Annotated in this window: 1 rRNA gene (cut by a window edge); it reads left to right on the top strand. The window is 53.1% G+C overall.

From position 1 onward, the window contains the following. Positions 1-2,476 (top strand): 23S ribosomal RNA (locus JN12_RS20200) (it extends 479 nt beyond the left edge of the window). The last annotated feature ends 24 nt before the right edge of the window (positions 2,477-2,500 follow it).

The following is a 2,500-nucleotide window of genomic DNA, read 5'->3' as shown; positions in this document are numbered from 1 at the left end:
TCTCTGACCGATAGTGAACCAGTACCGTGAGGGAAAGGTGAAAAGCACTCCCATGAGGAGGGTGAAATAGAACCTGAAACCGTATGCCTACAAGCAGTGGGAGCACTATGTAAATCAAGTGTGACCGCGTGCCTTTTGCATAATGAGTCAGCGAGTTACTCTCAGTAGCGAGGTTAAGCTCATAGAGTGGAGCCGAAGGGAAACCGAGTCTTAATAGGGCGCCATAGTTGCTGGGAGTAGACCCGAAACCGGGCGATCTATCCATGTCCAGGGTGAAAGGAAGGTAACACTTCGTGGAGGCCCGAACCCACTGGCGTTGAAAAGCCAGGGGATGAGGTGTGGATAGGAGTGAAAGGCTAATCAAGCTCGGAGATAGCTGGTTCTCCCCGAAATATATTTAGGTATAGCCTCGCAGAGTAAGTGATGGGGGTAGAGCACTGGATGGGCTAGGGGTCCTACCAGATTACCAAACCTAACCAAACTCCGAATACCATCAACTGTAACTGCGGGAGTCAGACTGCGGGTGATAAGATCCGCGGTCAAAAGGGAAAGAGCCCAGACCGTCAGCTAAGGTCCCAAAATCCATGCTCAGTGGAAAACGATGTGGAAATGCCCAGACAACCAGGAGGTTGGCTTAGAAGCAGCCACCCTTTAAAGAAAGCGTAATAGCTCACTGGTCGAGTGGGTCTGCGCGGAAAATGTAACGGGGCTCAAGCATGGTACCGAAGCTACGGACTTGAATCTTACGGTTCAAGTGGTAGGGGAGCATTGTGTAAGCCTGCGAAGGTCGACCGCGAGGACGGCTGGAGGTATCACAAGAGATTATGCTGACATGAGTAGCGAAAAACAAGGTGAGAAACCTTGTCACCGAAAGCCCAAGGTTTCCTACGTAAAGGTAATCTGCGTAGGGTTAGTCGGTCCCTAAGGCGAGGCCGAAAGGCGTAGTTGATGGGAAACAGGTTAATATTCCTGTACCTCTTGTTGCTGCGATGGGGGGACGGAGAAGGGTAGGCGATCCGGGTGCTGGATGTCCCGGTTCAAGCGTGTAGGCGGGGAGTGTAGGCAAATCCGCATTCCCATACAACGTCGAGGCGTGATGACGAGAGCGCATGCTCACAAAGTCGTTGATCCCATGCTTCCAAGAAAAGCCTCTAAGCTTCAGGCAGCAAGAGACCGTACCGTAAACCGACTCAGGTGGGCGGGGAGAAAATCCTAAGGTGCTTGAGAGAACACTGGTTAAGGAACTCGGCAAAATGACACCGTAACTTCGGGAGAAGGTGTGCCTCCACTAGGTGTAGCGATTCGCACGTGAAGCCGACGGAGGTCGCAGAGAAATGGCGGTAGCGACTGTTTACTAAAAACACAGGACTCTGCTAAGTCGAAAGACGATGTATAGGGTCTGACGCCTGCCCGGTGCCGGAAGGTTAAGGGGATTTGTTAGCGCAAGCGAAGCTTTGAACCGAAGCCCCGGTAAACGGCGGCCGTAACTATAACGGTCCTAAGGTAGCGAAATTCCTTGTCGGGTAAGTTCCGACCTGCACGAATGGCGTAACGATTTCCGCGCTGTCTCAACCAGTGGCTCAGCGAAATTGAATTCTCGGTGAAGATGCCGAGTACCCGCGGTAAGACGGAAAGACCCCGTGAACCTTTACTACAGCTTGACAGTGACATTCGAAATAGCTTGTGTAGGATAGGTGGGAGACTATGAAGCCGGGACGCTAGTTTCGGTGGAGTCACTCTTGAAATACCACCCTGGTTGTTTTGGGTGTCTAACCTGGGCCCGTGATCCGGGTCGGGGACACTGTCTGGTGGGTAGTTTGACTGGGGCGGTCGCCTCCCAAAGAGTAACGGAGGCGCGCGATGGTTCCCTCAGCCCGATTGGAAACCGGGCGTTGAGTGTAAAGGCATAAGGGAGCTTGACTGCGAGACCCACAAGTCGAGCAGGTACGAAAGTAGGTCTTAGTGATCCGGCGGTTCTGTATGGAAGGGCCGTCGCTCAACGGATAAAAGGTACTCCGGGGATAACAGGCTGATCTCCCCCAAGAGTTCACATCGACGGGGAGGTTTGGCACCTCGATGTCGGCTCATCGCATCCTGGGGCTGAAGTAGGTCCCAAGGGTTTGGCTGTTCGCCAATTAAAGCGGTACGCGAGCTGGGTTTAAAACGTCGTGAGACAGTTTGGTCCCTATCTACCGTGGGCGCAGGATACTTGAGAAGAGCTGTCCTTAGTACGAGAGGACCGGGATGGACGTACCGCTGGTGTTCCAGTTGTGCCGCCAGGCGCAGTCGCTGGGTAGCTATGTACGGAAAGGATAACCGCTGAAAGCATCTAAGCGGGAAGCCTCCTTCAAGATTAGGTATCCCCGGGAGCAATCCCCTGAAGGCCCGTTGTAGACCACAACGTTGATAGGCCGGGTGTGTAATCACAGCAATGTGTTTAGCTTACCGGTACTAATTGGCCGTGAGGCTTGACCATAAAAAACTTAAATAGGCAGGGGGG

The sequence above is a fragment of the Geobacter argillaceus genome, from assembly GCF_007830735.1.
GTDB classification, from domain to species: domain Bacteria; phylum Desulfobacterota; class Desulfuromonadia; order Geobacterales; family DSM-12255; genus Geomobilibacter; species Geomobilibacter argillaceus.
This window is presented reverse-complemented; position numbering and strand designations above follow the sequence as displayed.